This is a genomic window from Paenibacillus graminis (assembly GCF_000758705.1).
In the GTDB taxonomy this organism is placed as follows: domain Bacteria; phylum Bacillota; class Bacilli; order Paenibacillales; family Paenibacillaceae; genus Paenibacillus_AQ; species Paenibacillus_AQ graminis.
The window spans coordinates 5,627,800-5,643,124 of record NZ_CP009287.1 but is presented as its reverse complement, the minus strand read 5'-3'; the positions used below and the strand labels follow the sequence as shown (position 1 = coordinate 5,643,124).

Here is a 15,325-nt window from a genome sequence, read left to right as displayed (position 1 = left end):
ATGGAAAACTTCAAGCGGAAAAGTCCGGAGGAAATCTTGTTATCCATCTCCAAGCTGCATCGTGGGCGGTTAAAAATTTTTATTGGTGCAGTAAGCGGGTCGGGCAAAACCTATCATATGCTGCGGGAAGGGACGGCGCTTCAGCAGCAGGGAATTGATGTCGTCATCTGTGCGGTATCCACGCTCCAGCGTCCGGAAACGATTGAACAAATCGGGGAGCTGGAACGGATCCCGAGCATTCATTGGGTTCAAGACGGCACAGAAAAAAAGGATCTGAACATGGAGGCACTGATCCTGAGGAATCCGGAGGTGGTTCTGGTGGATGGTCTGGCGCACCGGAACCGTCCAGGTGCCGAGCACAAGACCAGACTGGAAGATATCCACTTCCTGCTCGGTCACGGAATCAGTGTAATGACTACGGTAAACGTGTACGAGCTGGAAGGGGTAAGGGAACTGGCCCAGAAATACATGGGGATTGAGGTGGAGGAGACCGTCTCTGCGCATACACTGGAGCTTGCAGATGAAATCCGCCTGATTGATGTAACGCCGGAAACGCTGCTTCAGCGTGTCTCGGAAGGGCATGTACGCAACAGCAAAACCGCCACTCTGTTTCGGCGGGGAACGCTGGGTGTGCTGCGCGAGCTGGCTCTGCGGCTGGTGGCGGAAGGGGTGAACGACTCGCTGGAGAAGCATCGTGAGCAGATGGGCATGCTCGGTCCGTCCGGCGCAGCTGAACGCATCCTGGTCTCCACCCAATATCACTGGAATGGCTCAATTTATGTCCGGCGCGGCCAGCAGGTAGCGAAACGGCTGAATGGTGAACTCATTATCATTACCTTTACGAACCAAAAACGTCCGCTTACGAAAGAGCAGGCAGCTTTTAAAGAGTCGCTCGTTAAGCTTGTCCAGAAGGTTGGGGCAGAGTTCGAAGAACTGCCTTTCCATTCCCGGAGAAGACTACCGGATCGGCTGATCCAGTATGCGCTTGAACATAATGTTACCCGGATTATGCTGGGCCATTCCCGGCAGTCGAGGTGGCAGGAGTTCTGGCAAGGCTCTGTTGTCAATGATATCCTCCGAAAGTCGAGGAATATGGATATCTTCATGGTTGCGGACCGGGCGGAGCATCATGGAGAGCGGATTTTGCCCGCTAAATTAGCCGTTCCTGCGGATAACCCGCTGTATCACCGGTTAAGCTCACGGGAAGTTGACGAAAAAATCGGGCGGATTAAGCGGGGGCGGTTCAAGGTTTTTATTGGTGCGGCACCCGGAGTTGGCAAAACCTATACTATGCTGCGGGAAGGCAATCATCTGCTCAAGAAGGGAGTAGATGTTGTGATCGGTCTTCTGGAAACCCATGGCCGGCAGGAAACGGGCCAGCAGGTTGCTGAGCTGCCGCTTATCGAACGGGCAAAAATCAAATACTCAGAAACTGTGCTGGAGGAAATGGATACCGGGGCCATCCTCAGGCGCAACCCTGAATTGGTGCTGGTCGACGAGCTGGCTCACACGAACGTTCCCGGAAGCAAGTACAAAAAACGCTACGAAGACGTGATGGAAATTCTGAACGCGGGCATTTCGGTGATTTCAACCGTTAACGTGCAGCATCTGGAAAGCTTGAATGATGCCGTAGCCCAAATCACCGGGGTTCGTGTGAGGGAAACCGTCCCGGATTCTATTCTCCGCCTGGCGGACGAGGTGGAACTCATCGATGTGGCACCACAGGCGCTGCAAGCCCGCATGAAGGACGGGAAGATTTATGCCCGGGAAAAAATCGATCAGGCGCTGGACAACTTTTTTAAAATGGGAAACCTGATTGCCTTGAGAGAGCTGTCGCTCCGGGAAATCGCCGATGACGTAGATGAACGGCTGGAGGCAGGGGAGCGTGTCAGCTCACTGCGCGGGCCATGGAATAAGCAGGAGGTTATTTTTGTCTGTGTGAAGCTTAGCCAGAGTGCCGGGAAACTAATCCGCAGGGGGTTCAGGACGGCTTTCCGGTTGAAGGCGGATTGGATTGTTGCTTATGTACATTCAGCGAAAGAACTGACCGGGGACGAGGAGAAAATGAAGGCAAGCATTGAAAACCTGACCATTCGGCTGGGCGGGAAATTCGAAATGATCTCCTCGTCAGGGCCTTCATCGAGGCTTGCGGAGGTCATTCAGGCGAAAGCTGATGAACACCATGCCACCCAGCTTATTATCGGCCAATGTGACCGCCCGCCATGGAAACGGTTATGGGAAGGCACAATCATCAAAAAACTGCTGCGTACCGCAAGGCATATGGACATTCTGATTGTCGCCAACTACGATCCTCACATCAAGCGGGATACTCTTCCTGAGGCTGCTGCGCATGAGTAATGCTGCCGTGCTTAGACTTGGCTATGCCAATCAGCCCTGCACCGGTGACGGTGATGGCACATAACAGGGCAAAGACGGGGAATCCGGCCTGTACTCCGAAATGGCCCAGCAGGCGGCTTCCTGCTAATGGACCGGCAATGGTCCCTGCCTTGACCAATTCCGAGCAGCCGAAATATAAGCCTTTGACCTCTGCTGCTGCCAGCTCATCCACCAAGGCGTCGAAGCGGGCGCCGATCAGCAGCTCTCCCACGCTGAAGAGGACAATAAAGGCAAATAGCGGCAGCAAAGCAGGCGACAAAATAAAAGGCAAAAAGCTTAGGCCGATCAGCAAATTGCTGACAAGAACTACGGTAAAGGGGTTCCATCTGGTGATCCAGCGCAGCAGCACAAATTGGGCAACAAGAATGATCAGGGCATTGGCAGACAGAAGGGTGGAGTACAGTTGAACGCCATTCGTTAAAGAGCTGGTGTTAGCCAGATACTGCGAGACGGTTGCATTCAGCTGTGAATAACCGAAGAAAGAGAAGCTCATGCCGGCCAGCAGCAGAAGGAAAACATAATCTTTGCGGATTACCGAGAAGGCTCGCGGATGGCGTAGCGGTGCGGGCGGCGAAGCTGGAGCTCCGGCTGGTGTGTCCCGGAAGAAAAACCGGATAGATCCCCCATATAGAATGTACAGGATGCCTAGGATCACGTAGGGAAACAGAGTCAGTTTCATATGGAACAGCAAACTTAGGAGGGGGCCGATAAAAGCTCCCAGGTTAATTGCGGAATACCTCAGGTTGAATACAAGCAGCCGGTTGTCCGGAGTGGTTTGGGCAGACAGCACTTTTTTGCTGGCAGGCTCAAAGATAGAATAGCACAAACCGTTAAGGCCGCTAAGCAGAAGAAAATGCCAGAAGCTATCGGCAAAATAAAACAAAATGAAGGCGGAGCCCCAGACCAGCGGGATTCCGCCTATTATTTTTTTCAAGGAGAACTGATCAGCCAGCCTTCCGCCAAAACTGCCGAACAATACATTGATGAGTGGGTTAATACTGAGAATATAGCCGGTGTGGAGGAGCGAAATGTCCTTTTGCGCCGTCAGGAATATGGCAAGAAAAGGAGTGCTCATAAAGAGTGCCGTTCTGGTGAAAAGCGTTCCAATCAGGATATTCCATATTTTGCTGTTCAGTTTCCGGTTTGCCGGATGGTTCATACCGATCCCTCTTCCTGCAATGTATTTTTCATTGGCTCGAATGTAGCATACAATGAAAAATAAGCAGGGAGATTGTGCTGTATACTCACATTTACGGGAGTGAAGTGAAATGGGAAGGTTCCTGGGGGAGACCACGAAGCGGATTCGTAAATCCAGAGGGATGAATCAGTCCGACCTCGCAGAGGGCATCATGAGCCGCTCGAATCTGTCACGTTTTGAGGGGGGGAAGTATTTCCCCGGGTACGACAAGCTGATTCTGATTCTGGACAAGCTGGAAATGTCGCTGGAGGAGCTGTTGTTTTTGCATCATGACTATGCCCAGCCGGTCAAACGGACACTCCACCTGACCTTAGTTGAAGCGGGGAACCGTTACGAATTCGAGAAGGTCCGGGACGTCAGCTATGAATGCCATCTGTTGTATAAGACTACGCGGACGGAAGCTTTCTACCATCTGTACTTGCTCGGACAGGGACTGCTGATTCAGTATGGCCATGAGGACCAAATCAGTCAACTGAGCGAGATTGCCAATTACATTAAGCCCTATCTGCTTGGGGTGGATACCTGGTATTTGTATGAATTCAAGCTGCTTAACAACTTTTTGTTCACACTGAACAGTGACGATGCGATTTTTTTTGGCCTGAGAGCTGTGCAAGAATTTAATAAATATCATTCCTTTGCCGAGAGCAGAACCATCCAGCAGCATTTGCTCCAGAATATCTCCAATATTTGTCTGGGGGAGCGGAATTATGAGAAAAGCCTGTTTTTTCTGACAAAGGCTTTGCCTTTGGCGGATAAAACCAATCTGCTCTACGACAAGATCGTGACCTTGGTGTTATATGAAATCACTGTAATCTGCCTGAAGCAAAGTCAGGACACGTCAAAATTAGGCAGCTATTTGGCCATTCTGCAGCAGCTTGATTTCATGGACAGCTATCATGCCCTTCTGGATGTATGCCGTAAGCATCTTCCCATGGACCTGCCGCCGGTAAGCTTAGGTATGTTATAGTTTCTTATATATTTACATAGATAAACGAGACAAGGAGAGCGTGAATATGTTCAGAATCATGATTGTGGAAGATGATCCGAAAATTGCGGACCTCCTGCTGTCAGCGATTACAAAGTATGGATATGATGTGGTAAAGGTCGAGGATTTCCATCAGGTGCTGCAGGAATTTGAACGGGTAAGACCGGAGCTGGTTCTGCTTGATGTGAACCTGCCCAGTTATGACGGTTATTACTGGTGCCGGCAAATCCGCAGTGTCTCTACTTGCCCTGTGCTGTTCATTTCGGCGCGGGAAGGTGAAATGGACCAGATCATGGCGCTGGAAAACGGGGGGGATGATTATATCACCAAGCCGTTCCATTCCGGGATTGTGCTCGCCAAAATACACAGCCATCTCCGCCGGGCTTACGGGGAGTATGCGGCCAAGCGTGAGGAGCTGATGCTGGAGAAGGAAGGGCTGATTCTGTATCCTGAAAGGCTCGAACTGCAGTATGGGCAGTCGGTCGTGACCCTCACCAGAAAGGAATCAGATCTCATCGAGAGTCTTATGGAGCGTTATCCGAGGGTGGCCAGCCGGGAAGCCCTGCTGGAGAAGCTGTGGGACCCACAGGCTTTTGTGGATGAGAACACGCTTAATGTGAACATCGCACGGGTCCGGAAGAAATTTCAGGAGCTTGAGATTGAAGATGCCGTGCTTACCGTCAGAGGTTCGGGATACCGGCTGAACATCAGCTGGGCAGAGGGTTGAGCCATGAAGCTGTTTATCCGGGAGCATGCGCTGCTGTTAGCCGTTCAGCTGGTGCAATTTGGCGCAATGTTCTCTATTTACTGGTTTGACGGCTACCGCAATCTTCCGACCGCGCTTTATTCCGTCTTTATTGGTTTCTTCTTTCTCAGCTGCTACTTGATATATCAATATATTAGCAGACGCCGCTATTATCTCCGCCTTAGCAGACCTCTTGAGACGCTGGACGAATCTTTTCAGAAGATTGAGAATAGCCCTGCTTCCAAAGCACTGGAGCAGTTGCTGCACACACAATACCGCCACTATCAGCAGCAGCTGACTGCGGTAAAGCTGCAGCAGGAGCAGCACTTAACCTTTATTGACCAATGGGTGCATCAGATGAAAACACCGCTGTCGGTGATTGAGCTGACTGTACAGAATATGGACGAACCCGAGTTTGCCAGCATCCGGGAGGAGCTGGAACGTATGCGCAGCGGTCTGCATACCGTTCTGTATATGGCCAGGCTGCGGGCTTTTGAAAAGGATTTTCACATCAAACCTGTCGTCCTGCCGAAGCTAGTAAGCGAGGTTGTCCATGATCACAAACGGCTCTTTATCCGCAATCATATATTTCCCGAGGTGAAGGCTGCCTCACCCGGAATTACCGCGCAGACCGATGAGAAGTGGCTGTTCTTTATGCTGTCGCAAATTATGAACAATGCCATCAAATATTCAGCAGCAAAAAAGACGGGGGACGGCCAGAAGATTACGGTATCCTGCTATATCCGGGGAGTGGATGCAGTCATTGAGGTTAAGGATCAGGGGATCGGCATTCAGAAGTCTGATCTCAAACGGGTATTCGACCCTTTTTTCACCGGCGACAACGGGCGCGGACTGAGGGAGTCTACGGGAATGGGGCTGTATTTGACGAAGGAGTCAGCAGACCGTCTCGGGCACCGGCTTGAGCTGGAATCGGCGGTTGGTGAAGGAACGGTGATGCGGATTATTTTGGCGGCGAATCCTTTGCTTACAAGCGTGTAATAAAAGTGAAACCTAAATCGATGGTTGATGTGCTGCCGTCTCCGGTATATTGGTTAAAGAACCACTACTGTGCATACAAAGAGAGGGGCGTAAAGCCATATGCTAGAGGTAAGGCAGGTCAGTAAAATATATGAAGGGAACGTGGCTTACCGGGCTTTGACCGATATTGATCTAACCATTGAAGCCGGAGAATTCGTGGGCATTATGGGGCCGTCCGGCAGCGGTAAAACCACCCTTCTGAATATGATTGCCACGGTTGATGGCCCGACTACCGGAAGCATTATGATCGATGGCAAGGACACCGGCAAGCTTGATAGAAACGAATTGGCGGTGTTTCGCCGGCGGGAGCTGGGATTTGTCTTTCAGGATTTCAATCTGCTGAATACCCTGACTGTGGAGGAGAATATAGTCCTGCCCTTGACGCTTGATGGAACCCAGGTGAGTGAAATGAAGCAGAAGGCCCAGGAGATTGCCGGGAAGCTGGGAATCAGCGCCATTATGAAAAAACGCACCTATGAAATTTCCGGGGGACAAGCCCAGCGGACAGCGATCGCCAGAGCAATGATCCATTCTCCGAAGCTGCTGCTTGCGGATGAACCTACCGGCAATCTGGATTCCAAAGCTGCTAAAGATGTGATGGATCTGCTGGAAGCGATCAACCGGGAGCAGTCAACGACGATGATGCTCGTTACACACGATGCTGTAGCGGCCAGCTATTGTCACCGTGTGGTGTTCATTAAGGATGGAAGATTCTATACAGAGATTCACAGCGGGAACAACCGCCAGAGTTTTTTTCAGAAGATTATCGATACACTTTCGCTGTTAGGGGGATACAGCAATGACGTTCCGCCAGTTCGCATTCCGTAACGTCACCCGGAACAAAAGGCTGTATACCGCCTATTTCCTCAGCAGCATGTTTACGGTGATGGTCTTCTTTACCTTTGCTATTTTTGCCTATCATCCGGTGCTTAGCGCGGAGAACTTACAATCGACTGCGGTTATTGGGCTTTCGGTCTCCAAGTGGATCATCTATGTGTTCTCCTTCTTCTTCGTACTCTATTCCATGAGTGCATTTCTGCAATCGCGGAAAAGGGAGTTCGGGCTGATGATGATGCAGGGAATGACTACCCGGCAGCTGCGGCGGATGATTTTTATGGAGAATATGCTGATCGGGTTAAGCGCCACCGCCGGCGGCATCGGTCTCGGGATTGTATTCGCGAAGGGGATTCTGCTTGCGGGGACAAATGCGCTTGCGCTGAAAGAGCCGCTGCTATTCTATTTTCCATTCAAAGCGATCTTGCTGACACTGATTTCCTTTCTGCTGCTCTTCGTCCTGATCTCCTTGTTTATTTCGGCGGTGCTGCGCAGCGGTAAACTAATCACGCTCATCAAGGCGGACCGTCAGCCCAAACAGGAGCCGAAGGCTTCACTTCTGCTGTCCTTGCTGGTGGTATTGCTGCTGGGGACCAGCTACTTTCTTTCTCTTCGGGCCAGCGGTTTGGAAGTAGTGATGCTGCTCGCGCCTGTTGTCATTATGGTCTCGGTCGGTACCTTTCTGCTGTTCACACAGCTCAGCGTGTATCTGATCCGCAAGCTGAAGGGACGGGAGCGTTTTTTCTGGCGCAGAACCAATATGCTGCTGCTCTCTGATCTTTCCTACCGGATGAAGGACAATGCGCGTTCCTTTTTTCTGGTCGCCATCATCTCTACCGTTTCCTTCAGTGCTATCGGGGCATTATACGGATTTCAGTCCATGCTGAACGGAGCGCTTACGCAGAAAACTCCCTATCTATTCACCTATATGTCTGCGGATGGGGACAGCAAGGCACGAACCCATATACAGCTTATTGACCAGAGCCTAAGCAAAGCCGGAATTGCCGCCGAAAAAACGGGTTTGGAGCTTAAATATTACAAGGCTGCGGATGGCAGCCAGACAGTCATTCTGGTGAAGCAATCCGAATATAACAACGTAGCAAAGTTAATGGGGCTCAAGCCCATCCAGCTTGCCGCAGGAAAAGCCGCAATTGTAGATTTCGGGCTGTCGCGCAAGGGGGAAGAGATGCTCCACCAGCAGGTGAAGCTGCAGTCTGGGTTGGTCATCGAGGCGAATCAGGCCGTCGTTTCTCCGGCGGTACGGGGGTTCAGCGGTTATTACGTCGTCTCCGATGAGTGGATGGGCCGGCTTGCACAGCCGCTGAAAGTGAGCCGTTATTACGCTTGGCACGGGGCGATTGGACAGCCGGGAGTACAGAGGGTGGGCGGAAAACTGACGTATGTGCTTCCCTATGATGAGAACAATAAATTCTATGCGCTGGAGTATCAGACCTCGAAGATTAATGATAGCTTTGGGCCGCTGATGTTCATGGGGTTCTTTATCGGGATCGTATTTTTTGTCTCCGCCGGCAGCTTTCTCTATTTCCGGCTGTACAGCGATCTGGATGAGGATAAACAAAAGTTCAAGGCCATTTCCAAGCTGGGGCTGAGTGACAAAGAGCTTGGCAAAATATTGAACCGCCAGATCGGCCTGCTCTTCTTCGCCCCTATCGTTGTTGCGCTTGTGCACGGAGCCGTGGCCCTTACAGCGTTGTCACACATGTTCCAGTATTCCATGTTCAGAGAATCCCTGCTGGTGCTTGGCCTGTTCTTCTTCATCCAGGTCATCTACTTCTTCATTGTCCGCCTGTTCTACACCAGACAGATCCGATCGGCGCTGGCCGGATCCTAAGGGAAGATATTAATCAAAAAACGAGGGGGTGCCCCAAGCCGCAATTCCGGCTTTTGGGGCACCCCCTTTAGCTATTTAAGATGAACTTAAAAAATTCATAAAAGGGTAAAGTGCGGAGGGGAGTTTGGAACTGGAAGAGCGAATGCGACCGCCTGAAAGCTTTCCGTAGGAAAGCTAGCATCGGAAGCATAATCAGTCACCGGATTTCAACCGCTAAAAGCGGTTCATATCAAGAAATCTGGGGACAACAGCGGCTGGAAGTCCAAACATTTCCCGCAGTTACGACCATACCCCACAATGTAAACTAAAGTTCATCTTATATAGTTACACCTGATTCGGAATCTCGACCGCAGGATCGGTATCGGCTTCGTAATCCACACCTTCGGTCTGGAAGCCGAACAGGTGGAAGAAATCCTCACGGTAGCCTTCCAGATCGGCAAGCTCCGGAACATTGCCGGTTTCGAGCTCGCTCCAGCGTCTCATGACTTCGATCTGCACATCCTCGCGCATTTCCCAATCATCGATACGGATCAGGTGGCTGCCGTCTGCGGCCGCTTCACCGCCGTTATATAAATGATCCGAGAACAAGCGGTACATTTGCTGAATGCAGTTTTCGTGCAATTCCTTTTCCTTCATCACTTTATACAGAGCGGAAATGTACAGTGGAACCACCGGAATCGCGGAACTGGACTGGGTGACAAGTGCTTTGTTGACTGAGACAAAAGCGCGTCCGCCCTTGGCATTCAGCTTCTCATTCAGTGCGATGGCTGTCTGCTCCAAGTCGTTTTTGGCCTGGCCAATCGTTCCGTCCCGGTAGATCGGATGGGTGATCTTCGGTCCAATATAGGAGTAAGCTACGGTTGTTGCGCCGTCTGCCAGCACACCGGCTTCCTGCAGCTGGTCAATCCACATTCCCCAGTCTTCCCCGCCCATTACGGCGATCGTCTGGCGGACTTCATCCTCCGTTGCCGGTTCAATGGTGACCGTGGATACCTCTCCGGTATGGAAGTTCATTGTCTTATTCGTGTAGGCGGTGCCAACCGGCTTAATCACGGAGGAGAAGGTTTCTCCCGTTACAGGATGGGTACGGCGTGGAGATGCAACGCTGTAGACCACAAGGTCGACGGTGCCGTATTCGGCTTTGATCAGGTCAATCGTTTTGGTCTTGATGGCATCGGAGAAGGCATCTCCAACAATGCTGTGGGATTTGAGGCCCTGCTGTGCTGCGGCCTGCTCGAATGCGGCCGAGTTATACCAGCCTGCCGAAGCCGTACGGGCGCCTTCAGCGGCTTTATCGAAGAAGACGCCGATGGTATTCGCTCCTGCACCGAAAGCGGCAGTAATCCGTGAAGCCAGCCCGTATCCGGTGGAAGCACCGATAACAAGCACGTTCACGGGGCCAGTCAGCTTCTTTTGAGCTTTTACGAAATCAATTTGTTCCTGTATTTGTCTGGCGCACCCTTCCGGATGGGCGGTTGTGCAAATGAAGCCGCGTGTTTTTGGCTGAATGATCATCAAGGATTACCCCTTTGTTTTAGTTTTTAACCTTTTTCACTAATATAGAGTATAGCAAATGATGGCTTAGAAAGATAAGTATGAATGTATTTTTTATGTTTGAGGCCAAGTAGCAGCACGGGCTGGAGCATATGCAGTTATTTGAAACTTATTCCAGATCTCTGCGTCAGTTACAGTACGTAATGTTCTGTGCATGTAATTCTGAGCAGGAGATGAAGGGAGAGGGGTACCGATATGGTGAAAAGAATACCCATGCTCCTGCTGGTTATTTTTCTGCTGGCAGGCTGCAGCCAAGGAGGGACTGTGATGAGCTATTCCGAAAGGCAAGCTGCTGCGTCCAAGCTGGATTTCCGGCTGGCGCAGCAGAGCAACCTGCTCGGGCTGAAGCTGTTCAGCCAGCTGAGGGACAAGAGCGGAGGCAATCTGACGATATCGCCTTACAGTATCGCCACCGCCCTGGCACTTGCTTATAATGGCAGCGCCGGTGAGACGGCGGAAGAACTGGGACAGCTGCTCGGTTATTCTCCGGGTGAGCTCCAAAAGCTGAACGCAAGTCAGCAGGCGCTGCTGGCGGTGATGCAGGACGCCGGGCCGGGGATTAAGCTGAAGCTGGCCAATTCCGTCTGGGGCACCTCCCAATTACCGCTGCGCAAAGATTATCTGAAGACCGGAAAAGCTTACTATGAGGCGGAGATCCGTACGACAGACCTTGCCGCACCGCGTTCGGTCACTGAAATTAACGGATGGGTATCCAAGCATACAGAGCATACGATTACGAAAATGCTGGATCAGCCTCCCGGTCCTGACGCCCTGGGTGTACTTGTGAACGCCCTGTATTTCAAGGGCGGCTGGAAGGATGCTTTTCCCGAAGAAAATACCCGGCAGGCAGCATTTCATCTCTCGGCGGATGAGGCGGTACAAGTGCCAATGATGAGCCGTAACGGATATTATTCGTACGCAGCGCAGGAAGACTGGCAAGCCATACGTATTCCCTATGGAGCAGAGCAGATGGATATGCTGGTTATTGTGCCTGGTAAGCACTCTTCATTAGAGGACCTGGAGGCCAGGCTTGCGGAAGGGGGCTTTCCGGCCGGGGAGGATTTTGAGAACCAGCAGGGGACGGTAGGGTTGCCGCGTTTCACGGCCAGCTATGGAACGGACCTGAAAGATGCAGTACAGGCGCTGGGCGTGAAGCAGGCTTTTGATCCGGCAAAAGGCGATTTCTCCAAGCTGGCCGATATTCCCGATCCCATCTATATCAGCAAGATCATTCATAAAACCTATGTCGATGTGAACGAAAAAGGGACCGAAGCTTCAGCCTCCACGCTTGTTGAAATGCGTATGGGAGCTGCTCCTTCTGTGGGAGCACCCTTTCAAATGACAGTAGACCGGCCCTTTCTTTTTGTGATCGAAGACCGGCAGACCGGAGTCTGGCTGTTCCTCGGTGCGATTGAAAATCCGTTGTTGTCCCATTAAAAACGGGGAGTTCGTCAAATTTCCGGGGCTAAGCGCATAATTGCTCCCTTTGCAGGTCACAATAGGAAAAAAGCAGAATGAAGGGATCAACGTGAATGCTTTTCGCTTAAAGAAACAATTGTGGCGGCGTTGGAGACGTTGGAAAAAAGCACCCTGGGTGGGAGCGGCCTGTATAGCCTTGACGCTGCTTGCCTGGCGTGGAATGCAGGTCCCGGAAGAGCTCAGCGGCTTGCTGAGTGATACGGCATGGAATATGCCTGACAAACTGAGCGGGCTGCAGGAACAGGGCTCATCCGGTGATCCGGGCGGAAGCGTGCCGGCTGCAGCGGCTGTGTACAGCCATGCTGGAGAAGAAGGGACTGAAGGGACTTCAGCCCCGGATCGTGAGCAGCTGCTGGAAACCCTTAGCCAGGAACCGGTCAGCCGAACGGTTCACTTGAAGACAACCTATATTTCCGGTGAGGAGATCGTAACCCTTCCCGGGGACAAGTCTCTCGTCCAGCTCAAACAGGTCATTGCTGCACATCCGGACTGGAACGGCTGGATCAGCGCGGACGGGGATCTGTGGTTGGAGCATATGGTCAACGATTTGTCGCCTCAGATTAAGAAAGACGCTTTTATCGGCGTAGACGAGCACGGGAATCTGACCCTGTTCAAAGGTCCTCCTGCGGAGGAGAAGGTGCTGAAAACTTTTTTTCAGATGGACATGGGCTCGATGAAGTCTTCGCTGCCGGATGATATCTTAGAGCAGCTGCATGAAGGCATCCGTGTGCAGGATGTAGAAGAGTACAACAGCGTGCTGTCCACCTTCAGCGATTATGCGCGGGACTCATCGGAACAGGTGATGCAAAGCGAAGAATAACTATAGGGTAAGAAGGCCGCCTCTATGCATGGGGCGGCTTTTTTTTGCTGCAGGGAGTGCCCGGACACTCCCTCTTTTTTTCGCTTGCGGAAGCCGGCAGGAATCCCGGCAAACTTTTATTCTCCCGGAAGAAGGTTTTTTGCTATAATGATTAGAAGGAATACATATGTTCGCTTCAAGGCAACGAAATGGATGAAACCGCAGGAATAGACGGCCTGCTTAAGAGGAGAGATTGGATTTGCGCATCCTGGGCATTGACCCGGGGCTGGCGATTGTCGGCTTCGGCTTCGTAGATAAGGCAGGTAACAAATTAACGCCGGTGCAGTACGGGTGCATCCAGACGGAGGCGCATACGCCGGAGGAGGAACGTCTGCTGCATGTATACGAGGGTATGGTGCAGCTTATTGATAAATACCAGCCTGATGCGGTCGCGGTGGAGAAGCTGTTTTTCAGCCGCAATGTGACGACGGCTCTGCCGGTGGCGCAAGCAAGAGGTGTGCTGATCCTGGCCGCTGTCCAGCGCGGGCTTCCTGTCGCGGAGTATACTCCGATGATGGTGAAGCAGGCTGTGGTGGGCTATGGCAAGGCCGAGAAGAAGCAGGTGCAGGAAATGGTCAAGCTGCTGCTGAAGCTGGCGGCTGTACCGAAGCCTGATGATGTGGCGGATGCGCTGGCGGTGGCGGTATGCCACGCCCATTCGGTGAGTCTTAATTCCAAATTAAATGAGGTATTGCGAAAATGATAGATTACTTAAGAGGTCCGGTTGTCCATTTGGAGCCGGAATATGTGGTGGTGGATGTCCAGGGCATAGGATACCGGGTGTTCTGCCCGAATCCGTATGCTTTTGCCAAGTTGGAGGGGCCGGTGACGGTCTACATTCATTACCAGACACGCGAGGATGCTACCCTGCTCTTCGGGTTCCCGACAAGAGAAGAGCAGAAGCTGTTCCGCAAGCTGATTGAGGTATCCGGCATTGGCCCGCGCGTAGCCCTGGGGATTCTGACCGGCGGAACACCGGATCAGCTGATCTCCGCGATTTACCAGGAGAATATCACCTTCCTGACCAAGCTCCCGGGGATCGGCAAGAAGACCGCCCAGCGGATGATTCTGGATCTGCGGGACAAGCTGGACGGGTTGAGCGCGGTATCCATGCAGACAGGATTGTTTGCTGTAGCGGCAGAAGCCCAGGCGGCCGAAGAAGCAATGCCTTGGGAGGAAGCGCGGGACGGCCTGAGGGCTCTTGGATATACCGAAGCCGAGCTGGACCGGGTATGGCTGACCATGAAGAAGGAAGGCGCCGATACAGGTCCCGTTGATGTGCTGATGAAGAAGGCGCTGGGGCTGCTGTATATAGCCAAATAGGCTGCTTGACAGAACGGAGTGATGGATAAATGGATGACCGGATTATATCGGCTAACCTGATGATGGACGAGCAGGCGGTGGAATTAAGTCTGCGCCCCCGCTATCTGGGAGAGTATATCGGACAGAACCAGGTTAAAGAGAATCTGAAAATTTATATAGAAGCTGCCAAAATGCGCAGCGAAGCGCTGGACCATGTGCTGCTGTACGGGCCTCCCGGGCTGGGTAAAACGACACTCGCGAATATTATCGCCAATGAGCTTGGTGTGAACCTCAGGACAACATCCGGGCCTGCCATTGAGCGGCCCGGCGATCTGGCCGCGCTGCTGACCAATCTTCAGCAGGGCGATGTCCTGTTCATTGATGAGATCCACCGGCTGCACCGGACGGTGGAAGAGGTGATGTATCCGGCGATGGAGGATTTCGCGCTGGATATTATGATCGGCAAGGGTCCGAGCGCCCGCTCGGTACGACTGGACCTGCCGCCCTTTACGCTAATCGGCGCCACTACCCGCGCCGGGCTGCTGTCTGCGCCGCTGCGTGACCGCTTCGGTGTGGTCAGCCGGCTGGAGTATTATACGATTGACGAGCTGAGCTTCATTGTTTCCCGCAATGCCGAACTGCTCGGCATTGAGATTCTGGGCGATGCTGCAGAAGAGATCGCTTTGCGGTCCCGGGGAACTCCGCGGATTGCCAACCGCCTGCTGAAGCGGGTCCGCGATTTCGCGCAGGTGCGCGGCGACGGGATCATTACGCCGGAGATTGCCGGAGAATCGCTGAAGATGCTCCAGGTGGACCCGCGCGGACTGGACAGCATCGATCACAAGATGCTTCATTCCATGATCAGTTCCTTCCGCGGCGGACCTGTGGGACTGGATACCATAGCTGCGACGATCGGAGAAGAGAGCCAGACCATTGAGGATGTATATGAGCCTTACCTGCTGCAGATTGGATTTCTGCAGCGGACGCCGCGGGGGAGAGTTGTGACTCCTGCCGCTTATCAGCATTTGGGCCTTCCGCTTCCTCCGCAGCCGCAATAATCCTGGATTTTGCTATCATTTCTA

Annotated in this window: 13 protein-coding genes; 11 read left to right on the top strand and 2 right to left on the bottom strand. The window is 52.4% G+C overall.

Annotated features, from left to right (window positions below; all coding sequences use genetic code 11):
- Window positions 1–2,358 (top strand): histidine kinase, encoded by a 2,358-nt coding sequence (locus PGRAT_RS24355; RefSeq protein ID WP_025703713.1) that lies wholly within the window; start codon window positions 1–3, stop codon window positions 2,356–2,358.
- Here PGRAT_RS24355 and PGRAT_RS24350 read toward each other — a convergent pair.
- Window positions 2,318–3,556, bottom strand: coding sequence for an MDR family MFS transporter (locus tag PGRAT_RS24350; protein WP_025703712.1), 1,239 nt, complete (start codon window positions 3,554–3,556; stop codon window positions 2,318–2,320). The genes PGRAT_RS24355 and PGRAT_RS24350 overlap by 41 nt on opposite strands.
- A 109-nt stretch (window positions 3,557–3,665) precedes the next feature.
- Between PGRAT_RS24350 and PGRAT_RS24345 the strand changes: the two genes are divergently transcribed.
- The 5 genes from PGRAT_RS24345 (at window position 3,666) to PGRAT_RS24325 (ending at window position 9,049) form a co-directional block, all read left to right on the top strand.
- Window positions 3,666–4,562: a helix-turn-helix domain-containing protein gene (locus PGRAT_RS24345; protein ID WP_025703711.1), complete on the top strand. Its 897-nt coding sequence runs from the start codon at window positions 3,666–3,668 to the stop codon at window positions 4,560–4,562.
- Between the two features lie 46 nt (window positions 4,563–4,608).
- Window positions 4,609–5,307 (top strand): response regulator transcription factor, encoded by a 699-nt coding sequence (locus PGRAT_RS24340; protein ID WP_025703710.1) that lies wholly within the window; start codon window positions 4,609–4,611, stop codon window positions 5,305–5,307.
- Window positions 5,308–5,310: 3 nt separating this feature from the next.
- Window positions 5,311–6,324 carry a sensor histidine kinase gene (locus PGRAT_RS24335; RefSeq protein ID WP_025703709.1) on the top strand — a complete coding sequence of 338 codons (1,014 nt, stop codon included), beginning with the start codon at window positions 5,311–5,313 and terminating at the stop codon, window positions 6,322–6,324.
- A 99-nt stretch (window positions 6,325–6,423) separates the two neighbouring features.
- Entirely contained in the window at window positions 6,424–7,191 is a 768-nt protein-coding gene (locus tag PGRAT_RS24330) for an ABC transporter ATP-binding protein (RefSeq protein WP_025703708.1), read from the top strand.
- Window positions 7,163–9,049, top strand: coding sequence for an FtsX-like permease family protein (locus tag PGRAT_RS24325; RefSeq protein ID WP_042267335.1), 1,887 nt, complete (start codon window positions 7,163–7,165; stop codon window positions 9,047–9,049). The genes PGRAT_RS24330 and PGRAT_RS24325 overlap by 29 nt, the downstream gene beginning before the upstream one ends.
- A gap of 324 nt (window positions 9,050–9,373) precedes the next feature.
- Here PGRAT_RS24325 and fabV read toward each other — a convergent pair whose 3' ends face one another.
- Complete coding sequence (gene fabV / locus PGRAT_RS24320) at window positions 9,374–10,564, bottom strand: enoyl-ACP reductase FabV (protein ID WP_025703006.1); 1,191 nt, start codon at window positions 10,562–10,564, stop codon at window positions 9,374–9,376.
- A gap of 234 nt (window positions 10,565–10,798) precedes the next feature.
- Between fabV and PGRAT_RS24315 the strand changes: the two genes are divergently transcribed.
- From PGRAT_RS24315 to ruvB, 5 genes are all read left to right on the top strand, one after another.
- The gene (locus tag PGRAT_RS24315) at window positions 10,799–12,040 is read left to right on the top strand and encodes a serpin family protein (protein ID WP_025703004.1); all 1,242 of its coding nucleotides are present in this window, start codon (window positions 10,799–10,801) and stop codon (window positions 12,038–12,040) included.
- Window positions 12,041–12,131: 91 nt separating this feature from the next.
- Window positions 12,132–12,902: a BofC C-terminal domain-containing protein gene (locus tag PGRAT_RS24310; protein ID WP_036702683.1), complete on the top strand. Its 771-nt coding sequence runs from the start codon at window positions 12,132–12,134 to the stop codon at window positions 12,900–12,902.
- Window positions 12,903–13,140: 238 nt separating this feature from the next.
- On the top strand, window positions 13,141–13,644 hold the full coding sequence (gene ruvC, locus PGRAT_RS24305; protein WP_025703000.1) for a crossover junction endodeoxyribonuclease RuvC: 504 nt from the start codon (window positions 13,141–13,143) through the stop codon (window positions 13,642–13,644).
- Complete coding sequence (ruvA, locus tag PGRAT_RS24300) at window positions 13,641–14,264, top strand: Holliday junction branch migration protein RuvA (RefSeq protein WP_025702998.1); 624 nt, start codon at window positions 13,641–13,643, stop codon at window positions 14,262–14,264. Before ruvC ends, ruvA begins: the two co-directional genes overlap by 4 nt.
- A gap of 29 nt (window positions 14,265–14,293) precedes the next feature.
- A complete protein-coding gene (gene ruvB / locus PGRAT_RS24295) occupies window positions 14,294–15,301 on the top strand; it encodes a Holliday junction branch migration DNA helicase RuvB (RefSeq protein WP_020426618.1) in 1,008 nt (335 codons plus the stop codon).
- The last annotated feature ends 24 nt before the right edge of the window (window positions 15,302–15,325 follow it).